Consider the following 18,610-nt stretch of genomic DNA (forward strand, 5'->3'; position numbering starts at 1 on the left):
GGGCCCTCCATGGTCCAAGGCTGGGCGACCCGCCCCGCGCGGTCAAGGCGCGACGCAGCCGGCGATGCCCTCGGCCAGATCCCGGATCAGACTTGCATAGAGGTCGGGACCCGGTTCGAGCAGGCTGCCCTCGGGGTCGAGCGCCGGGCCAAGCTTCGCCCCGGCATCCTCCGCCACGCGGCGGACCAGCTTCGGATCGTGCTGCGCTTCGGGGAAGAGGCAGCGCGCGGTTCCCTCCATCTCTGCGCGCAACTCGGCCAGATGCGCGGCGCCGGGCGCGGCGGCGTCGCCACCGGCGATGCTGCCGGCAACGGTCAGGCCGAAATGGGCGGCAAAGTAGCCATAGGCGTCGTGGAAGACGTAGAACGGCACGCCGCGGGCCGGTGCAAGCCGCGCCGCGGTCTCGGCTTCCAGCGTCTTCACGGCAGCCTGCGCCCGCGCCGCATTTTCCGCATAGGCGGCGGCGTGGTCGGGATCGAGCCGACCCAGTTCCGCGGCAATGGCCCCCAGCCAGACCTGCGCATTGCCGGGATCAAGCCAGAGATGCGGGTCGGAGCCCTCATGGCCGTGACCCTCGTGCTCGTCCTCGTGATGATGCGCCTCGTGCGAGCCGAACTCCTGGTGGTGGGTCCCCGCGACCTCGGCAAGGCGCAATTGCGGCCTGGCCTCGCCGTCGAGACCGCGCTCCAGCCAGGGCGTCATCTCGGGGCCGATCCAGACCACGAGGTCCGCCTCGGCCAGCGCGCGCGCCTGGCTGGGACGAAGCTGGAAGGAATGGGCATCGGCGCCCCGGTCCAGCAACAGCTCTGGCTGGCCCACCTCGCCCATCACCTGCGCCACCAGCGAATGGACCGGCGGCAGGTCCGTCACGACGCGCGGCGCCTCGGCCGCGGCCGGTCCTGCCAGCAGGCTGGCGAGCGCGAATGATATGGTATAACGCATTCTCCGGAACCTTTCCTTCGGGATGGTGTCGAATTAAGACGTTATAACGTAACACGTCAATGGGAGATGCGATGACCGGAGGCAGCGCCGCATTCGAGCCGCATGATCACAGCCGTTGTGCGGGTGACATCCTTGCCCATGCCGAGCGCGCCTCGGCCGAGGCGGGCGTGCGGCTGACGCCGGTGCGCCGGCGCACGCTCGAGATCCTCTTGGAGGCGCATCGTGCGCTTGGGGCCTATGAGGTGCTGGAGCGGCTGGCGCAGGAGGGCTTCGGCAACAAGCCCCCGGTGGCCTATCGGGCCCTGGATTTCCTTGTCGAGCAGGGGTTCGCGCATCGGATCCGGCGGCTCAATGCCTTCACCGCCTGCATGCATCCGGGGGTGGCCCATGCGCCCGCCTTCCTGATCTGCCGCAGCTGCTCCATCGTCGCCGAGGCCCCGGCCGAGCCGGTGCGCGCGGCGCTGGAGGACGCGGCCGCGCGACTCGGCTTCGCCATCGAGCGCAGCAACGTCGAGGCCGTGGGCCTCTGCCCGACCTGCCGGGGGGCGGCATGACGCTGATCGCCGCCCATCACCTTGCCGTCCGCCAGGGCCACGAGGAGATCCTGTCCGATGTGAGCCTTTCCGTCGAGCCGGGCGAGATCGTCACCATCGTCGGACCCAACGGCTCGGGCAAGAGCACGCTGCTGCGCGCGCTGCTGGGCATCCTGCCGCCTGCCTCCGGGGCGGTGAGCCGCAAGCCCGGGCTGCGGATCGGCTACGTGCCGCAGAAGCTGCAGATCGACCGCAGCATGCCGATCACGGTGCGCCGGTTCCTCTCGCTGCCCGTCCGCCAGACGGCGGCGGCCACGGCGGCCGCCCTTGTGCGCGTGGGCGTCCCCGAGGTGGCGGAGCGGCAGATGGCGAATCTCTCCGGGGGCCAGCTTCAGCGCGTGATGCTGGCCCGTGCGCTGCTGACCGAGCCCGAGATCCTCATGCTCGACGAGCCGACGCAGGGTCTCGACCAGCCGGGCGAGGCCGCCTTCTACCGCCTGATCGAGGAGGTCCGCTCGGCCACCGGGGCGGCGATCCTGATGGTCAGCCACGACCTGCACGTGGTCATGGCGGCCTCGGACCGGGTGATCTGCCTCAATCGCCATGTCTGCTGCGAGGGGACGCCGCGCGTGGTGTCGAACGCGCCGGAGTATCGGGCGCTGTTCGGTCACGGCACGCAGGGGGCGCTGGCGCTCTATCGCCACGACCATGACCACGACCACACTCACGATTCGCTCCCTCACCATGGGCATCATCATGCTTGACGATTTCCTTGTCCGGGCGGCACTGGCCGGGATCGGCGTGGCGCTGGCCGCGGGTCCGCTGGGGGCCTTCGTGGTCTGGCGGCGCATGGCCTATTTCGGCGACGCCACCTCCCATGCCGCGATCCTCGGCGTTGCGCTCGCGCTGGCCACCGACCTGCCGGTCGGCCTCGGCACGCTTGCGGTGGCGCTCGCCATGGCGGTGACGGTTGCAGGGCTTGCCGGCCGGGGCTGGGCGATGGACACGACGCTGGGCGTCTTCGCCCATTCGGCGCTTGCCTTCGGCCTCGTGGCGGTCAGCTTCCTGCCGGCGGTCCGCACCGACCTGTCGGCCTGGCTGTTCGGCGACATCCTCGCGGTCTCGGTCACGGATCTGGCCTTCATCTGGGGCGGAGCGGCCGCGGTCGTGGCGCTGCTGGCGTGGCGCTGGTCGGCGCTGCTCACGACGACGATCAACGAGGATCTGGCCTCTGCCTCGGGCCTCGATCCGGCGCGCGAGCGGCTCGTGCTGACGCTGGCGCTGGCCGTCACGGTGGCGGTGGCGCTGAAGGTGGTTGGGGCGCTGCTGATCTCGGCCATGCTGATCATCCCGGCCGCGGCCGCGCGCGGCATGGCACGCAACCCCGAGCCCATGGCGATTCTCGCCGCGCTGATCGGCGCAGGCGCGAGCCTTGCCGGCCTCGGGGCGTCGCTCACCTTCGACACGCCGGCCGGGCCCTCGATCGTGGCCGCGGCGGCGCTGGCCTTCGCGGCCTCGGCCGTCCTGCGCCGCCCCTGAGGCGGCCGGGCGGGGGCCGGTCGCGCCTGCAACATCAGCTTCTTCGCCGCATGTCGTTTTCGGACGCCAAAGGTCGGGCTGACCTGTTCCGGACCGCCCTGATGCGTCATTGATGCGGCAGACCATGCCCGTCACGGAGTGCCCGGATGAAGACCCATGTGAAAGCCCTTGTCGTCGGCGGCGGCGCCGTCGGGAACGGGATCGCCTATCACCTTGCCAAGGCCGGCTGGGACACGATGCTGGTCGAGCGGGACGAACTGACCTCGGGCTCGACCTGGCACGCGGCGGGCCTGCTGCCGCTGTTCAACATGAGCTATGCTACGACCCACATCCACAAGTATTCGGTGGATTTCTACAAGGGGCTGGAGGCGGAAACCGGCCTCAACGCCGGCTTCTACGTCGTGGGCAACCTGCGCATGGCGCAGACCGACGCGCGGATGGACGAGTACATGCTCTATTCGTCGGTCGCCGAGACCGCAGGCGTCTATCACGAGTTCCTGTCCCCGAAGGAGATCAAGGATCGCTGGCCGCTGGTCCGCACCGAGGACCTGAAGGGCGCGCTGTTCCACCCGCAGGACGGCTACATCAACCCGGCCGACGTGACGCAGGCGATGGCCAAGGGCGCGCGGCAGTTGGGCTGCACCATCGAGCGCAAGATCCAGGTGAACGGCTATCGCTGGACCGGCAGCGAGTGGATCGTTTCCTGCTGCCGGATGGCCGAGGTGGGCGGCAACCTCGTGCCGACCGAGGACACCTTCGAGATCCATGCCGAGCATGTGGTGACCGCGACCGGCAACCATGCGCAGCGCACCGCGCGGCTTCTGGGCATCAAGATCCCGGCGATCCCGGTCGAGCACCAGTATATCGTGACCGAGCCCGATCCGGCGCTGGTGGAATGGCGCAAGACCAACCCCCAGCACCCCGTGCTGCGTGACGCCGACGCCAAGTGGTATGTCCGCGAAGAACGCGGCGGCTGGATCCTCGGCCCCTACGAGCGGAACGCCCCGGCGCGCTTCCTCTATGACGTGCCGCAAAGCTTCCGCGCCGACCTGTTCCCGCTGGATCTGGAGCGGATCGAGGCGGAATACATGTCGATGATCCACCGGCTGCCCTCGTCCGAGACGGTGGGCCTCAAGGACGACTACAACGGCCCGATCTGCTACACGCCGGACGGCAACCCGCTGGTCGGTCCGGCGCCGGGCCTGCGCAACATGTGGCTGGCGGAAGGTTTCAGCTTCGGCATCACCGCGGCAGGCGGCACCGGCTATTACCTTGCGCAGATGATGACCGAGGGCGAGGCCGAGATCGACATGGCCTCGCTGGACCCGAAGCGCTACGGCTCGTGGATGACGACCGAATACGGGGCACGGAAGAACGAGGAGTGCTACGAGCACGTCTTCATCCTCCACCACCCCGACGAGGAGCGCGAAGCCTGCCGGCCGCTGCGCACCGCGCCGGTCTATGACCGGCAGAAGGCGCTTGGCGCGCAGTTCGGGCAGGTGAACGGCTGGGAGCGGCCGAACTACTACGGCCCGCTCGACGCAGCGCCCGACTTCGACCACAACTCCCGCAGCTTCCGGCGCGGCGCGTGGCACCCCTTTGCCAAGGCCGAGGCGGAAGCGCTGCGCGCGACCGCCGGCCTGATCGACGCGACCGCCTTCACCAAGCATCTTGTTCGCGGGCCGGGCGCGACCGCCTTCCTCGACTGGTTCACTTGCAACAAGCTGCCCGCGGTGGGGCGCATCAACCTGACCTATGCGCTGACGCCCACCGGCACGACCCGCACCGAATACACCATCGTGCGGATCGCCGAGAACGAATACTACCTCGTCTCGGCCGGCGCCTGGACGGCCTATGACGCCGACTGGCTGAAGAAATGCGCCGAGGACAGGATGGGCGACTTCGGCTGGATCGACATCCACGACGTGACGACCCAGTGGGGCGTCTTCGCGCTGGCCGGTCCGAACTCGCGCGCGATCCTGAACGAGATCGTCAGGGACGCGCAGCCCGAGACGGTGCTATCGAACAAGCGCTTCCCCTGGCTCAGCTGGCGCAACATCGAGCTGGGCATGTGCCCGGTGCGGGCGGTGCGCGTGGCCTACACGGGCGAGCTTGGCTGGGAACTGCATCACCCGATCGAGATGTCGACCTATCTCTGGGACCTGCTGCTGAAGGCCGGCGAGAAGCACGGGCTGAAGCTCGTGGGCGCGCGGGCGCAGAACTGGCTGCGGCAGGAGAAAAGCTATCGCGCCTTTGGCAACGAACTGGGCCGGGATGCCACGCCGATGGAAGCGGGTCTCGACCGCTTCATCGATCTCTCGAAGGACTTCCAGGGCAAGCAGGCGATGCTGGAGACCGGGATCCGGTCGAAATGTGTGACGCTGCTGATCGACGGGCCGGCCGATGCCGATCCCTGGGGCAAGGAGGCACTTCTGCTGAACGGCGAGAAGGTCGGGCGCCTGACCTCGGGCGGCTGGTCGGTGGCCTTCGGCAAGCAGATCGGCATGGGCTATGTGCGCCCCGACCTGGCCGAGGTCGGCACGAAGCTGCAGGTCCGGATGTTCCGCGAAACCTACGAGGCGGTGGTGGCGGAGGATTCACCCTTCGACCCGACCAACGCCCGCATTCGCCAGGACGGCTGATCCCGTCCGGCGAAGACCTGAGGGGCGGGATCTTCCCGCCCCTTTCTCATCTGAGGTTCCGGGCGAGCCAGCCGGCCCAGTCGGTCGCGTCCCCGTTGAACACGTTGATGTCCGTAACCTTGCCGATGCCGGGAACGATGCCGGTGCCGGTATACTGCCAGAACGTCCATGGGTGGCCGTCATAGCGCTCGTGCGGATGGGCCGCGACCGAGCGCAGCCAGAACTCGTAGCCGTTGAGCAGCCACATCTGGTTCCGCTCGAAGAAGTCCACCGTGGTGTAGATGATCGGCCGCTTGCCGTAGTGCCGTGTCACCGCCTCGAGGAAGACCTGCGCTTCCGCGCGCACCACCCCGGGCTCGGGCCGGAAGGTGCAGGTCGGCGAGAACGGGTTCCATTCCATGTCGAGCACCGGGGGCAGGGCGCGCGGCGAGTTCGGCACGTTGCGGATGAACCACTCCGCCTGCTCTGCCGCCGGGCGGCAGAAGTAGAAGAAGTGATAGGCGCCGCGCGGCACCCCGGCGCGTCCGGCGGCACGCCAGTTGTCGTGGAAGGCGGCATCCACCCGGTCGCCGCCTTCGGTTGCCTTGATGAAGGCGAAGGAGACGCCGGCATCGGCGGCGGTGCGCCAGTCGATCGGCCCCTGGAAGCGCGAGACGTCGATGCCGTGCACCTGGTAGGAGGAGGGCGCGCGCCCGTTCCACGGGTGCGGCTTGGCATCGCCGAAGGTGGGCTGAGAGATGGTGACGGTCTGGCCGGAGGGAAGTTCGGCAGTAACGTCGGGCCGGCCGCAGGACAGCAGAAGGGCGGCAAGGCCGAGGGCGAGAAGGCGACGGGTCATGGTTCTCCGGGGAAGGTCGGGCGAAGGTCGCCCGACTTTGGCCGAGATCCGGGTCCCTGTCACCCCTCAGGCCGTGATGTCGTCCCACGCCCTCAACGCCTTGGCGGCATACATGAGCGAGGGTCCGCCGCCCATCTGGATCGCCATGGCCAGGACGTCGCCCAGTTCCTCGCGCGTGGCGCCGGCCTGGTGCAGCGCCTCGACATGGAGGCCAATGCATTCCTCGCAGCGCACCGCCACCGCCATGCCGAGGGCGACGAACTCCTTGGTCTTGTAGTCCAGGACGCCGCCGTCCTTCACGGCCTTCGACAGGACCCCGAAGCCCTTGGTGGCCTCCGGGATCAGCTGGCGCAGCGTCTTGAGCTGGTCGCGGATGTTGGCGTTCTTGTCTTTCCAGTCCATCACATGCCCTCATATGAATATGTTCGGGCAGGAGGTCGCACGGCCGGCGGGGCGGGGGCCTTGATCCATCTCAAGTGCGGCGGGCGACCAGCATCAGATTGTTCGCCGGCATCGAGGTCCAGCGGGAAACGAGGCCCGCCGCGGCCAGGCGCTCCTCGACCCAGCGGCTGTCCTTGTAGCCCACGTCCGGGTCCTGCGCCCGAAGGCTCGCGTCGAAGGCCGCGTCGCCCTCGCTGGTGGCGCGGCCGTCGCGCAGGAACGGGCCGTAGAGGAGCAGCCTGCCGCCGGGCAGAAGTGCTGCCGCCGCTTCCGCGAGAACCGTGGCCGCGGCGGGCTCGGGGATCAGGTGCAGCAGGTTGACGATCAGGATCGCGTCGGCCCGATGGTCCGCCGACCAGCCCGGACGGGCCGCATCGAGGACGATCGGCGCGCGAAGGTTCGGCGCGGCGGCATGCGCACGCCACGCAGCGATCGAGCGCAGGTTCCCCGGGTCGAGGTCGCTTGGCTGCCAGTCGAGGGCGGGCAGCGCCCGGGCGAAGCGGGCGGCATGCTGGCCCGTGCCCGAGGCGATCTCGAGCAGCCGTCCCTTGGGCGCCTCTGCCTGCAGCACGGCAAGGATCGCCTCGGCGTTCCGCTCCGCCGAGGGGGCGTGGCGACGGCCGTCCGGGCTTTCCGGGGCGTCCGAATCGGGCAGCCGCAGGCTCATCCGAAGCGGGCCGGCGCGAGGGCCGAGACCAGCGCGGGCGGCACCTCGGGCGGGCGCTCGCCCAGCAGGTCGGCCGCAAGACGGCTGGCGGCCGGGCAGGTCTGGAAGCCATAGCCCCCCTGGCCTGCCAGCCAGAAGAACGACGGCTCGGCAGGATCCCGGCCGATCACCAGCACCCGGTCCGGTGCAAAGGTGCGCAGCCCCGCCCACGAGGCGATCAGCCGGGTCACCGGCGTCGTCACCATCTCCTCGTAGCGTGCCAGCCCCTCGGCCAGCACCATGTCGTCGGCCCAGGCGTCATGCGGCTCCATCGGGTGCTCTTCCGCCGGCGAGACGATGAGCGCGCCGGCATCGGGCTTGGCATACCAGCCTTCGCCGGTGCCGAAGATCATCGGCCAGCGCGAGACGTCCCGGCCCTCCGGCGCGGGGATACGGGCCACCGAGCGGCGGTAGGGCGTGAAGCCGATCGGCCTCACGCCGGCCATCTCGGCCACCCGGTCCACCCAGGCGCCGGCGGCGTTCACGATCACGCGGGCGCGGTGGCGTTCGCCCGCGGTGACGGACCAGAAGCCGCCTTCGCGGACGATGGCAGTGACGGGCGCCCGGGTGCGAAAGGTGGCGCCGCGCTGCCGGGCCTCGCGCCCGAAGCGCTGGAGCAGGAGGTCGGTGTCGATGTCCCAGGCGTGATCCGCATGGGCCGCAAGCGTCACGTCCTCGGCCAGCACGGGCACGATCTCCCTGGCCTCTTCCGGGGTCAGCCGGTCGAGCTGCATCGCCTCCGCCTCGGCCTCGAACTGCGCGGCATCGTCGGCGCGGGCGACCACCATCATGCCCCGGGGCGACAGGATGCCCTCGGCGCCGTGGTAGAACTCGGCCGAGGCGAGCGACAGCTCCACCACGGGCGCCAGCCCGTAGCGCGGCTCGTAAAGCGCGGCCGACCTGCTCGAGGCATGGTGGGCCAGCGAGTCCTCGGCCTCGAGAAGAAGGACGGAGCCGAGTTCGGAGAGGCGGGCCGCCGCCGAGATGCCGGCTATGCCGCCGCCGATGATGAGAAAGTCGTGAACCATGCGGCGCAGGCTGGCCCGGCGGAGAGGGAATGGCAAGGGTCCGTGTGACGGGAGGGGGCGCCCCGGCCGGACAGGACGTTCCGGCACCGTTGGCGGCACATAAAAGGACCCCGGCCAGAGGCCGGGGTCAAGGAGGACGCATCGGGAAGGGGTATCGACGTAGGCGCGGTCCTGAGGGTCGTGCTGAAAAGGGATCTGGTTTCAATAAATGCCGCGAAAGTGGCGCACGGGCATCGGGGGAAGGTTTCAACAATGTCTTTCTGAAAAGTCTCCACAGGACCGCTAAGATGAAGCTACCACATTCCGTATCGGTCGCGAATACGTCCGGATGCCATTCCTGTTCGTTTTGACGGAAGTTTCACGTCAAAAAGAAGGGCCCGGACCATGGGTCCGGGCCCGCACCTGTCAGGCGGCGATCCCTTACTTCGGGATCTCGCCCTGGATGCCCTCGACGTAGAAATTCATTCCGAGAAGATCAGAATCGGGCGCCGTCTGCCCCTCGGCAAGCCAGGCCGAGCCGTCCTGCTTGTTCAGCGGCCCGGTGAAGGGATGGTAGGTTCCCGCGGCAATGGCGTCATGCACCTCCATGGCCTTTGCCTTAACCTCGGCGGGAACCGCCTCGGTGATCTCGCCGATCTTGACCTCGCCGCCGGCGATGCCTTCCCAGGCATCGGTGCTTTGCCACGTGCCATCGAGCAGCATGCCCACGCGCTTGACGTAGTAGGGCGCCCAGTTGTCGATGATCGACGACACCCGCGGCGACGGCGCATAGGCTGCCATGTCCGAGGCCTGCCCGAAGCCGATCACGCCCGGCGTCTTCGCGGCCTCGGCCAGCGGCGCGGTCGAATCGGTGTGGGCCAGGATCACGTCCACGCCCTGCTCGATCAGCGCCTTGGCGGCATCCGCCTCCTTGGCCGGATCGAACCAGGTATAGGCCCAGACCACCGAGATCGTGACGTCGGGGTTCACCTTCTTCGCGTGGATGTAGGCGGCGTTGATCCCCATGACCACCTCGGGGATCGGATACGAGCCGATGTAGCCGATCTTGTTCGACTTGGTCATCATGCCGGCGATGGTGCCGCAGACGGCGCGGCCCTCGTAGAAGCGGGCGTTGTAGGTCGAGACGTTCGGATGCTCGCGCTTGAAGCCGGTGCAATGCTCGAACTTCACGTTCGGGAACTTGGCGGCGACGTTGTTGGTCGCGTCCATGTAGCCGAACGAGGTGGTGAAGATGATGTCGCAGCCGCCCAGGGCCATCTGCGTCAGCACCCGTTCGGCGTCCGAGCCTTCGGGGACGCTTTCCTGATAGACGGTCTCGACCCGGTCGCCGAATTCCTTCTCGACCGCAAGGCGGCCTTCGTTGTGCTGGAAGGTCCACCCGCCGTCGCCGATCGGGCCGACATAGACGAAGCCGACCTTCACCTTGTCCTTGGCCTGCGCCAGCGCGGCGCGACCCGCCAGCGACAGCGCGAGGCCAGAGGCGGCGCCGGCGAGAAGCGTTCTGCGATCCATGAGTCCTTGCTCCCTGTTCTTGCCGGAGGTTCCGGCCGGATATGCGTGCCTCAGCGCGAGGCGTGGAAGGTCTTGCCCAGCGAGGCGGGCGCCGCCGCGGTCCGGCGTCGGTCCGCGGACATGATGACCAGCACGAGGATCGTTATCAGATAGGGCGACATGGACAAGTATTGCACCGGAATGCGTGAACCGGCAGCTTGCAGGTTCAACTGGAGGACGGTGATGCCGCCGAAAAGATAGGCACCCAGCAGGACGGGCCAGGGTCTCCAGCTGGCGAAGACCACGATGGCGAGCGCGATCCAGCCTGCGCCCGCGGTGATCCCGTCCGTCCATTGCGGCACCCGGATCAGGCTGAGATAGGCCCCGCCAAGCCCCGCCATGGCGCCGCCGAACAGGATGGCAAGCACGCGGATGCGGACGACATGATAGCCGAGCGCATGGGCCGCGTCGTGATTCTCGCCCACTGCGCGCAGCACGAGGCCGCTCCGCGTGTAGCGCAGCACCGCCCAGACGACGGCCACGGCCGCGACCGACAGATAGACCATGACGTCGTGCCGGAAGAGGATGGTCCCCAGCCCCGGCATGTCCGACAGCGGGCCGAGGTCCAGCCGGCCGGTCGGGGGCGGCTTCACGCCGACGTAGCCCTGTCCGATCAGGCTGGACAGCCCCAGCCCGAACAGGGTCAGCGCAAGACCGGTGGCCACCTGGTTCGCCATCAGGACCTGCGTCAGCAGCGCGAAGATCAGGCTGAGCGCGGCCCCGCCCGCCGCGCCGCCGACGAAGCCCAGGGTCGGGCTTCCGGTCTCGACCGCCACGGCAAAGCCGCAGATCGCGCCGATGATCATCATCCCCTCGACGCCCAGGTTCAGCACGCCGGACTTCTCGACCACCAGCTCGCCGATGGCGGCGAAGATGATCGGCACCGAGGCGGTCATCAGCGAGGCCACGAGCACGGCGGGATTGATGCCTCCCCAGTCCATCAGGCGGCCTCCTTCCGGCCAAGGCGGATGCGGTAGTTCGACAGCAGGTCCACGGCGAGCAGGAAGAACAGCAGCATCCCCTGGAAGGCCTGGATCGAGGCCGCCGGCAGCCCGAGGTTCGTCGAGGCATTGTCGCCGCCGACATAGGTCAGCGCCATCAGGAGGCCCGCCAGCAGGATGCCGATCGGGGTCAGCCGGCCGAGGAAGGCCACGATGATCGCGGTGAAGCCATACCCCTGGGCGAAGTCGATGGAGATCTGCCCCGCCGGCCCCGTGACCTCGAACAGCCCCGCCAGTCCCGCCAGCGCCCCCGAGATGCCCATGCACATCAGCACCAGCCGGTTGGGCGAGACGCCCGCGAAGCGCGCCGCGCGTGGCGCCTGCCCGGCCAGCCGGATCTGGAAGCCCAGGATGTGGCGCTGCAGCAGCACATGCGCCGCGATCACCGCGAGGATCGCCGCCACCACGCCCCAGTGCATCCCGGTGCCCGGGATCAATTCAGGGTTGGCGGATGAGGGCCACTGCGACAGGTTCCGCGAGCCGGGGAAGCCGCCGCCATCGGGGTTCCGCAGCGGCCCGAGCGCCATGCTCGACAGGATCGACTGCGCGACATAGACCAGAAGCAGCGAGACGAGGATCTCGTTGGTGCGGAAGCGCGTCCTCAGGATCGCCGGGATCATCGCCCAGAGCCAGCCGCCGAAGGCGCCCGCCGCCACCATCAGCGGAAAGATCAGCCGGCTGTCGGCCGGATAGAGCGCCAGCCCCGCGGCTGCGCCAAAGACCGCGCCCATCATGTATTGGCCTTCGGCGCCGATGTTCCAGATCCCGGCGCGGAAGCCGAGGCTCAGCCCCACCGCGATCAGGATCAGCGGGCCGGCCTTCACCAGCAACTGCCCGCGGAAGTACCACGCGAACTCGCCGAACAGCGGGTCCCAGAAGATGGTGCGGATCGCCTCGACCGGATTCTTGCCGAGGATCGCGAACATCAGCCCGCCCGCCAGCATGGTCAGCACCACCGCCAGCACCGGCGTCGCCCAATTCCAGAAGCGCGAGGGGTTCGGGCGCTTCTCAAGTGTGAGCATGGGCGACCTCCATTCCATGCGCGCCGCCCATCATCAGCCCGATCTCGTCGATGGTCAGGCCCTGCGTGGGGCGGGGCGGGCTCAGCCGCCCCTCGTTCAGCGCGGCGAAGCGGTCGGCGATTTCCAGAAGCTCGTCAAGATCCTGGCTGATCGCGACCACTGCCGCCCCCGCCGCAGCGCAGTCGAGGATCGCCTGCCGGATTGCCGCCGCGGCCGAGGCATCGACGCCCCATGTCGGCTGGTTGATCACGATCACCACCGGCTCCTGCGAGAGTTCGCGGCCCACCACGAACTTCTGCAGGTTGCCGCCCGAGAGCGCCCGCGCCGCGACCCAGGTGCCGGGGGTGCGCACGTCGAAAGCCTTGACGATTCCCTCGGCGAAGACGCGGGCACCCGCCCAGTCGATGAAACCCTTGCTGGTCAGTTTCTTGCGCACCATGCCCGACAGAAGCGCGTTCTCGACAAGGCTCATGTCCGGCGCGGCGGCATGGCCCAGCCGTTCCTCGGGCGCCGCGACAAGGCCCCGCTCGCGCCGTTCGTTCGGCCCCAGATCGCCGACCGGCTGTCCCGCGAGCAGTACCGCATCGCGCGGCGAGCGGAGTTCGCCCGACAGCGCGATCAGCAGCTCGTCCTGACCGTTGCCCGCCACGCCCGCGATGCCCAGCACCTCGCCGCGGCGGACCTTGAAGCTGATGTCCTTCAGCGACGTTCCGAAGGGAATGGGCGAGGCGACCGAGAGCCCCGCCACCTCCAGCGCCACCTCGCCCTTGGGCGTCGCGTGCCGCTCGGGCGGGGTCAGGACCGATCCCACCATCAGCTCGGCCATCTCGCGGGCCGAGCGCTCGCGCGGGGTGCAGGTGGCGACCACCTTGCCGCGGCGCAGGATCGTCGCCTCGTCGCAGAGCGCGCGGATCTCCTCGAGCTTGTGGCTGATGTAGAGGATCGCCGTTCCCTCGGCCGCGAGTTGCCGCAGGGTCTGGAACAGGATCTCGACCTCCTGCGGGGTCAGGACGGAGGTCGGCTCGTCCATGATGAGAAGTTTCGGGTCCTGCAGCAGGCAGCGGATGATCTCGACCCTCTGCCGCTCTCCGGCGCTGAGATCTCCCACCCGGCGCGAGGGGTCGAGCGGCAGGCCGTAATCCTCGGACACCTGCCGGATGCGCGCGGCAAGATCGCCAAGCCGCGGCGGATGCTCCATGCCGAGCGCCACGTTCTCGGCCACCGACAGCGCCTCGAACAGGCTGAAGTGCTGGAACACCATGCCGACGCCCGCGGCGCGGGCCTCGCGCGGCTCCTTCGGGGCATAGTCCGCGCCGCGAATCCACATCCGGCCGTGGTCGGGCCGCACGAGGCCGTAGATCATCTTGACCAGCGTGGACTTGCCGGCGCCGTTCTCGCCCAGAAGCGCGTGGACCTCGCCCTCGCGGATGGCGAAGGAGACGTCTGAATTGGCCACGACGCCGGGATAGGCCTTCGTCACCCCCTCGACCCGCAAAAGCTCCGTCATGACGCGATCTCCGCCCCTGCCGCCCGGTTTTCCCTCAGCAACTCCACCGCGACGCCCAAGGCAATCGCCTGCGGATGCTTGCCGAGGGATTTGTCGCCAATGGGGCACACCATGCGGCCGATCTGACTGTCGGAATGGCCAAGCGCGCGCAGCCGGCGGCGGAAGCGGGCGGCCTTGGTCGCCGATCCGATCAGCTTGAGCCGCGCGAAGCCATGGCCGAGCAGACGGTGGCAGAGTTCGAGATCCAGAGCGTGAGAGAAGGTCAGCACCAGATGCTCGGCCGTCTGCGGGGCATGGTCCACCAGCGCCTCGGGATGTGCGGTCCAGATCGGCAGGACAGCCTCTGGCAGGACCTCGGGAAAGCGGTCGCGCGCGACATCCACCCATGTGATCCCCAGACCGGGCAGCGGCGCCAGAACGCCCACGAGGGCGCGTCCGACATGACCGGCGCCCCAGATCCAGACCTGTCGCCGCACCTCCGCCACCGGCTCGACCATCCAGCCCTGCAGAAGCTGCGGCCCGGGCCGCATCCCTTCGGCCCGGGCCTTTGCAAGAAGGCGCTTCACGGCCAGCGGCATCGGGCTGCCATCCACGCTTCGCGAAATGACGGGGCCGCTCAAGCGGGTCAGGGCTGCCGCGTCCCAGACCTCGGTCAGCAGCGTCACCGCCCCGCCGCAGCACTGGCCGAGACCGGGGCCGAGCGGCACCCGGTCCAGCCGCTGCCCGCCACCACCGAGCAGGGCGCGCGCCCGACCCGCCGCTTCCCACTCCAGCGCGCCGCCGCCGATCGTGCCGGACGATCCCGCTGCCCAGACCAGCATCGACGCCCCGACCTCGCGCGGGGCGGAGCCGTCGCAAGAGGCCACCACGACACGCGCTACCCGGCCATGCGTGGCGACCGCGGCGCACAGACGGTCGAGGTCGAAGCCCTCAGCCACGCTGCCGCCTCACCGCCATCAGCACCCGCTCCGGCGTGGCCGGAGCGTCGAGCGCGGGATAGACCGAGCCGTCGCCGCAGGCGGCCACCGCATCCGACAGCGCCATCAGGACCGAGATCCCCAGCATGAAGGGCGGCTCGCCCACCGCCTTCGACCGTGCCACCGTCTCGGCCGGGTTGGGCCGGTTCCAGAGCGCGACGTTGAAGACCTCGGGCCGGTCGGAACAGGCGGGGATCTTGTAGGTCGAGGGGGCGTGGGTGCGCAGGCGGCCTGCGTCGTCCCAGACCAGTTCCTCCATCGTCAGCCAGCCCGCGCCCTGCACGAAACCGCCCTCGATCTGGCCGATGTCGAGCGCCGGATTCAGGCTCGCGCCGGTGTCGTGCAGGATGTCCGCGCGCAGGATGCGGTTCTCGCCGGTCAGGGTGTCGATGACGACCTCGGACACCGCCGCGCCATAGGCGAAGTAGAAGAACGGACGGCCGCGGCCCTTCAGCCGGTCCCAGACGATGCCGGGGGTGCGGTAGTAGCCGGTGGCCGACAGCGAGACGCGCGCCTGATAGGCCATCGCGGCGACCTCGGCAAAGGGATAGTCGGCCCCTGCCACGCGGACCCGGCCCCCGTCGAAGTTCACCTCGTGGGGCCGCGCCTGATGCCGCTCGGCCACCATCGCGGCCATACGCTCGCGCAGCGTCGCGCAGGCGGCCCGCACCGCCATCCCGTTCAGGTCCGACCCGGAGGATGCCGCCGTGGCCGAGGTGTTCGGCACCTTGCCGGTATCGGTCGGGGTGATCTTCACCGCCTCGACCGGCAAGCCCAGTTCCGCCGCCGCCACCTGCGCGACCTTCTGGAACAGGCCCTGGCCCATCTCGGTCCCGCCATGGTTCAGGTGGACCGACCCGTCCTGATAGACATGGACCAGCGCCCCGGCCTGATTGAGCCAGGTGAGCGTGAAGGAGATGCCGAACTTCACCGGCGTCAGCGCGATGCCGCGCTTCAGGATCGGGCTTGTCCGGTTCCATGCGGCGATCTCCGCCCGGCGCCGCACATAGTCAGCGCGTTCTGACAGCGCCGCCACGATCTCGTGCCCGATGAAGTCCTCGACCGGCATGTGATAGGGCGTGGTCTGCACATCCGCGGGCGGTGGTGGCGGCGCGGCGCGTTGCATGGGCTCGGCCCCGCGCGACGTCAGGTCCACCTCGTCAGCCTCGAGCGGCCGAAGCAGGCCCGGATCCTCCGGCACCTCGGCGGGCAGGGCGGGGGCAGTCTTCGAGGGGGCATAGAAATTCGCCCGCCGAACCTCCAGCGGATCGCGGCCGAGGGCGAAGGCCACGTGGTCCAGCACCCGCTCGATCCCCACCATGCCCTGCGGGCCGCCGAAGCCGCGGAAGGCGGTCGCGCTCTGTGTGTGGGTGCGCAGCCGGTGGCTTTCGATCCGCACCGCCGGCAGGTGATAGGCGTTGTCCACATGCAGCATGGCCCGGTCCGCCACCGGCAGCGAAAGGTCCTGCGACCAGCCGCAGCGGATGAGGTGCCGGAACTCCACCCCCATGAGCCTGCCCGAGGCATCGAAGCCCGCCCGATACTGGATGCGCAGGTCGTGACGCTTGCCGGTGATGACCATGTCGTCATCACGGTCATAGCGCATCTTGCAGGGCCGCCCGGTGGCCCGCGCCGCGACCGCGCAGGCGATGGCAAGCGCGTTGGCCTGGCTTTCCTTGCCGCCGAAGCCGCCGCCCATCCGGCGCACCTCGACGCGCACCGAACTCATCGGCAGGCCGAGCGCATGGGCGACCTTGTGCTGCACCTCGGTGGGATGCTGGGTCGAGGAGTGCACGTGCATGTCGCCGCCCTCCTGCGCCAGCGCCAGCGCCACCTGACCCTCGAGGTAGAAATGCTCCTGCCCTCCGACCTCCATCGCCCCCTCGACGACATGCGGCGCGCCGGCGATCGCCTGGGCGGCATCGCCCTTTTCCCAGACGACCGCGCCGCCCTCGAAACGGCTGTCGGCCGCCAGCGCCTCGTCCACCGTCAGGATGGCCGGAAGCGGCCGGATCTCGGGCCGGGAAAGACGGGCGGCCCGGCGTGCGGCGAGGTGGCTGTCGGCCACGACCAGAAACATCGGCTGGCCGGCATAGTGCACGTGGTCCTGCGCCAGCATCGGCTCGTCGTGGATCGAGGGCGAGCAGTCGGGCATCGGGTCGAGGTCCTGCGGACCAATCACCGCCACCACGCCCGGCGCCGACCGCACGGCGGAAAGGTCGAGCGACCGGATCTCGCCATGGGCCACCGGCGAAAGGCCGAAGGCTGCATGCAGCGTCCCGCGCGGTGTCGGGATGTCGTCGACATAGCGAGCGGCGCCCGTCACGTGCAGTGGCGCCGCGTCGTGCGGCAGGGGCTTGCCGAGGCTCATGCATGCACCTCGAGCACCGAGACGCGTTCCCCCGCCAGATCGTGGAAATAGCGGATGAGGAGGTTCGCGGCCGCCTCGAGCCGGTAGGTGGCCGAGGCGCGCATGTCGCTGAGCGGGGCGAAATCGGCGGCGAAGGCGGCGCGGGCCGCCTCGAGGGCCGGAAGCTTCCACGGCTGGCCCAGAAGTGCGGCCTCGACGGCAACGGCGCGTTTCGGGATGCCCGCCATCCCGCCGAAGACGATGCGGGCGGCTGTGACGCTCCCATCTTGGACGGTGACATTGAAGCAGCCGCAGACGGCCGAGATGTCCTGATCGAACCGCTTCGACAGCTTGTAGCAGCGAAGCGCGGGCGCCGCGGCGGGGATCGTCACGGCCTCGACGAATTCTCCCGGCCGGCGGTCCTGCCTGCGGTAGTCGAGGAAGAACGACTCCAGCGGCATCTCGCGCCGCTCGCCGCCGCGGCGCAGGTGCAGCGTGGCACCCATGGCGATCAGGGCGGGCGGCGTGTCGCCGATGGGCGAGCCGTTGGCGATGTTGCCGCCCACTGTCGCGGCATTGCGGATCTGCACGCTGGCAAATCGTCGAAGAAGCTCGGCGAAGCCGGGAACGCGGGTCTTCATTGCCTCGTGAAGCTCCGCGATGGTGACGCAGGCGCCGATGCGCAGGCGGTCGCCGTCCGCCTCGATCCGGCGGAGATCCTCGACGCCGGCAAGGAAGACCGGCATCGGCAGGTCGCGCAATTCCTTCGTCACCCAGAGGCCGACATCGGTCGCCCCCGCGATCAGGGTCGCTTCGGGATGGGCTGCATAGAGCGTCGCGAGCTCGTCCGCGCTGCGGGGTCGGACCCCGTCGCTTGCGGCCTGCGCCTCCGGCAGGGGGGGCGCCAGCCAGTCCGGGACCGGCGCGCCTTCCGCGGCCTGCGCGGCGCGGATGATCGGCGCATAGCCGGTGCAGCGGCAGAGATTGCCGGCCAGCACCTCGTCGTGGTCGGTCCGCCCCACGGCATGGGCCGCGGCCAGCGAGGCCGCGATGCCCGGCGTGCAGAAGCCGCATTGCGAGCCGTGGTGGTCCACCAGCGCCTGCTGGACCGGGTGCAGCGCGCCGTCGGGCCCCGCCAGCCCCTCGACGGTGCGCACCGCCTTGCCGTGAAGCTGCGGCAGGAACAGCAGGCAGGCGTTCAGTGCCCGGGGGCCGGTCTCGTCCGTCACGATGACCGTGCAGGCACCGCAGTCGCCCTCGTTGCAACCCTCCTTGGTGCCGAAGAGACCCCGATCCTCGCGCAGCCAGTCAAGCAAGGTGCGCGTGGGTTCGGCCGAGACGCTGAGGGGCGTTCCGTTCAGGATGAACGCGATCTCCGTCATGTGAAAACCTGCCGCCTTCTGTGAGTGCCGGCCGATGCCGGTGCAGGCCCGCCCGATGCGGCGTAAAGCGGGGCTGCGAGGGATCACCCCATGAAAGCCTGCCGCGGCATGCCATGGCAAGGGGGACGTGACGGGACGGCTCTGCCTTTCC

16 protein-coding genes are annotated in these 18,610 nt (G+C 69.5%); 4 read left to right on the top strand and 12 right to left on the bottom strand.

What is annotated here, in order from left to right; translation table 11 throughout:
- Positions 1 to 42: 42 nt before the first annotated feature.
- The gene (locus CK951_RS19570) at positions 43 to 942 is read right to left on the bottom strand and encodes a zinc ABC transporter substrate-binding protein (protein ID WP_096787875.1); all 900 of its coding nucleotides are present in this window, start codon (positions 940 to 942) and stop codon (positions 43 to 45) included.
- Between the two features lie 71 nt (positions 943 to 1,013).
- Here CK951_RS19570 and CK951_RS19575 point away from each other — a divergent pair, with 71 nt between their 5' ends.
- The 4 genes from CK951_RS19575 (at position 1,014) to CK951_RS19590 (ending at position 5,656) form a co-directional block, all read left to right on the top strand.
- Positions 1,014 to 1,496 (top strand): Fur family transcriptional regulator, encoded by a 483-nt coding sequence (locus tag CK951_RS19575; RefSeq protein ID WP_232520756.1) that lies wholly within the window; start codon positions 1,014 to 1,016, stop codon positions 1,494 to 1,496.
- Positions 1,493 to 2,239, top strand: coding sequence for a metal ABC transporter ATP-binding protein (locus CK951_RS19580; protein WP_096787877.1), 747 nt, complete (start codon positions 1,493 to 1,495; stop codon positions 2,237 to 2,239). The genes CK951_RS19575 and CK951_RS19580 overlap by 4 nt, the downstream gene beginning before the upstream one ends.
- Entirely contained in the window at positions 2,232 to 3,014 is a 783-nt protein-coding gene (locus CK951_RS19585) for a metal ABC transporter permease (RefSeq protein ID WP_096787974.1), read from the top strand. The genes CK951_RS19580 and CK951_RS19585 overlap by 8 nt, the downstream gene beginning before the upstream one ends.
- A gap of 146 nt (positions 3,015 to 3,160) precedes the next feature.
- Positions 3,161 to 5,656 carry an FAD-dependent oxidoreductase gene (locus CK951_RS19590; RefSeq protein ID WP_096787878.1) on the top strand — a complete coding sequence of 832 codons (2,496 nt, stop codon included), beginning with the start codon at positions 3,161 to 3,163 and terminating at the stop codon, positions 5,654 to 5,656.
- 46 nt (positions 5,657 to 5,702) lie between these two features.
- Here the strand turns inward: CK951_RS19590 and CK951_RS19595 are convergent, their stop codons facing one another.
- The 11 genes from CK951_RS19595 to xdhA all read right to left on the bottom strand — a co-directional run bounded on the left by CK951_RS19595 (position 5,703) and on the right by xdhA (position 18,459).
- Positions 5,703 to 6,494, bottom strand: a complete 792-nt coding sequence (locus tag CK951_RS19595; RefSeq protein ID WP_096787879.1) for a GH25 family lysozyme — start codon at positions 6,492 to 6,494, stop codon at positions 5,703 to 5,705.
- Between the two features lie 66 nt (positions 6,495 to 6,560).
- Entirely contained in the window at positions 6,561 to 6,896 is a 336-nt protein-coding gene (locus tag CK951_RS19600) for a carboxymuconolactone decarboxylase family protein (protein ID WP_096787880.1), read from the bottom strand.
- A gap of 70 nt (positions 6,897 to 6,966) precedes the next feature.
- Entirely contained in the window at positions 6,967 to 7,602 is a 636-nt protein-coding gene (locus CK951_RS19605) for a DUF938 domain-containing protein (protein ID WP_096787881.1), read from the bottom strand.
- Positions 7,599 to 8,669: an FAD-binding oxidoreductase gene (locus tag CK951_RS19610; RefSeq protein WP_096787882.1), complete on the bottom strand. Its 1,071-nt coding sequence runs from the start codon at positions 8,667 to 8,669 to the stop codon at positions 7,599 to 7,601. Before CK951_RS19610 ends, CK951_RS19605 begins: the two co-directional genes overlap by 4 nt.
- 420 nt (positions 8,670 to 9,089) lie before the next feature.
- A complete protein-coding gene (locus CK951_RS19615; protein WP_096787883.1) occupies positions 9,090 to 10,181 on the bottom strand; it encodes a BMP family ABC transporter substrate-binding protein in 1,092 nt (363 codons plus the stop codon).
- A 50-nt stretch (positions 10,182 to 10,231) separates the two neighbouring features.
- Entirely contained in the window at positions 10,232 to 11,161 is a 930-nt protein-coding gene (locus CK951_RS19620; RefSeq protein ID WP_096787884.1) for an ABC transporter permease, read from the bottom strand.
- On the bottom strand, positions 11,161 to 12,243 hold the full coding sequence (locus CK951_RS19625) for an ABC transporter permease (RefSeq protein WP_096787885.1): 1,083 nt from the start codon (positions 12,241 to 12,243) through the stop codon (positions 11,161 to 11,163). Before CK951_RS19625 ends, CK951_RS19620 begins: the two co-directional genes overlap by 1 nt.
- Positions 12,230 to 13,750, bottom strand: coding sequence for an ABC transporter ATP-binding protein (locus tag CK951_RS19630; RefSeq protein ID WP_096787886.1), 1,521 nt, complete (start codon positions 13,748 to 13,750; stop codon positions 12,230 to 12,232). Before CK951_RS19630 ends, CK951_RS19625 begins: the two co-directional genes overlap by 14 nt.
- Positions 13,747 to 14,688, bottom strand: a complete 942-nt coding sequence (gene xdhC / locus CK951_RS19635; RefSeq protein ID WP_096787887.1) for a xanthine dehydrogenase accessory protein XdhC — start codon at positions 14,686 to 14,688, stop codon at positions 13,747 to 13,749. The genes CK951_RS19630 and xdhC overlap by 4 nt, the downstream gene beginning before the upstream one ends.
- Positions 14,681 to 17,098, bottom strand: coding sequence for a xanthine dehydrogenase molybdopterin binding subunit (gene xdhB / locus CK951_RS19640; protein ID WP_096787888.1), 2,418 nt, complete (start codon positions 17,096 to 17,098; stop codon positions 14,681 to 14,683). Before xdhB ends, xdhC begins: the two co-directional genes overlap by 8 nt.
- Entirely contained in the window at positions 17,095 to 18,459 is a 1,365-nt protein-coding gene (gene xdhA / locus CK951_RS19645) for a xanthine dehydrogenase small subunit (RefSeq protein WP_096787889.1), read from the bottom strand. Before xdhA ends, xdhB begins: the two co-directional genes overlap by 4 nt.
- Positions 18,460 to 18,610: the final 151 nt, after the last annotated feature.

Origin of the sequence: Rhodobacter sp. CZR27 (assembly GCF_002407205.1) — a bacterium.
In the GTDB taxonomy this organism is placed as follows: domain Bacteria; phylum Pseudomonadota; class Alphaproteobacteria; order Rhodobacterales; family Rhodobacteraceae; genus Cereibacter_A.

Bases quoted from the DNA above. Each gene is read 5' to 3' on its own strand.
- CK951_RS19610 (WP_096787882.1), bottom strand. From the start codon at position 8,669: ATGGTTCACGACTTTCTCATCATCGGCGGCGGCATAGCCGGCATCTCG.
- CK951_RS19595 (WP_096787879.1), bottom strand. From the start codon at position 6,494: ATGACCCGTCGCCTTCTCGCCCTCGGCCTTGCCGCCCTTCTGCTGTCC.
- CK951_RS19615 (WP_096787883.1), bottom strand. From the start codon at position 10,181: ATGGATCGCAGAACGCTTCTCGCCGGCGCCGCCTCTGGCCTCGCGCTG.
- CK951_RS19590 (WP_096787878.1), top strand. From the start codon at position 3,161: ATGAAGACCCATGTGAAAGCCCTTGTCGTCGGCGGCGGCGCCGTCGGG.
- CK951_RS19585 (WP_096787974.1), top strand. From the start codon at position 2,232: ATGCTTGACGATTTCCTTGTCCGGGCGGCACTGGCCGGGATCGGCGTG.
- xdhB (WP_096787888.1), bottom strand. From the start codon at position 17,098: ATGAGCCTCGGCAAGCCCCTGCCGCACGACGCGGCGCCACTGCACGTG.
- xdhA (WP_096787889.1), bottom strand. From the start codon at position 18,459: ATGACGGAGATCGCGTTCATCCTGAACGGAACGCCCCTCAGCGTCTCG.
- CK951_RS19580 (WP_096787877.1), top strand. From the start codon at position 1,493: ATGACGCTGATCGCCGCCCATCACCTTGCCGTCCGCCAGGGCCACGAG.
- CK951_RS19605 (WP_096787881.1), bottom strand. From the start codon at position 7,602: ATGAGCCTGCGGCTGCCCGATTCGGACGCCCCGGAAAGCCCGGACGGC.
- CK951_RS19575 (WP_232520756.1), top strand. From the start codon at position 1,014: ATGACCGGAGGCAGCGCCGCATTCGAGCCGCATGATCACAGCCGTTGT.
- CK951_RS19600 (WP_096787880.1), bottom strand. From the start codon at position 6,896: ATGGACTGGAAAGACAAGAACGCCAACATCCGCGACCAGCTCAAGACG.
- CK951_RS19570 (WP_096787875.1), bottom strand. From the start codon at position 942: ATGCGTTATACCATATCATTCGCGCTCGCCAGCCTGCTGGCAGGACCG.
- CK951_RS19630 (WP_096787886.1), bottom strand. From the start codon at position 13,750: ATGACGGAGCTTTTGCGGGTCGAGGGGGTGACGAAGGCCTATCCCGGC.
- CK951_RS19625 (WP_096787885.1), bottom strand. From the start codon at position 12,243: ATGCTCACACTTGAGAAGCGCCCGAACCCCTCGCGCTTCTGGAATTGG.
- CK951_RS19620 (WP_096787884.1), bottom strand. From the start codon at position 11,161: ATGGACTGGGGAGGCATCAATCCCGCCGTGCTCGTGGCCTCGCTGATG.